Origin of the sequence: Bartonella vinsonii subsp. vinsonii, assembly GCF_902825235.1 — a bacterium.
In the GTDB taxonomy this organism is placed as follows: Bacteria; Pseudomonadota; Alphaproteobacteria; order Rhizobiales; family Rhizobiaceae; genus Bartonella; species Bartonella vinsonii.
On record NZ_CADEAJ010000111.1, the window covers coordinates 1 to 255 of the forward strand.

Sequence of the window (255 nt, forward strand, 5' to 3'; positions counted from 1 at the left end):
AATGTTTTGACACAAGGGATAAAAGCGCCACCTCCTGCTGTTTCTGCGTCCAGCTCTGCACCTGCTTTTGTATCTAGTTCTTCCGTTGCTCCTGTTCAGGAAATGCGTGAAGAACGCGTTCGTATGATAAAATTGCGTCAAACAATTGCACGTCGTCTTAAGGATGCACAGAATACAGCGGCAATGTTAACCACGTTTAATGAGGTTGATATGTCTGCTGTGATGGATTTGCGCAAGCGTTATAAGGATCTTTTT

General features: G+C 43.9%; 1 protein-coding gene. It reads left to right on the forward strand.

The genetic code is table 11. The features are described from left to right. The coding region (locus tag J7R12_RS08855) for a 2-oxo acid dehydrogenase subunit E2 (protein ID WP_234924873.1) at positions 1 to 255 on the forward strand (255 nt) is incomplete at both ends.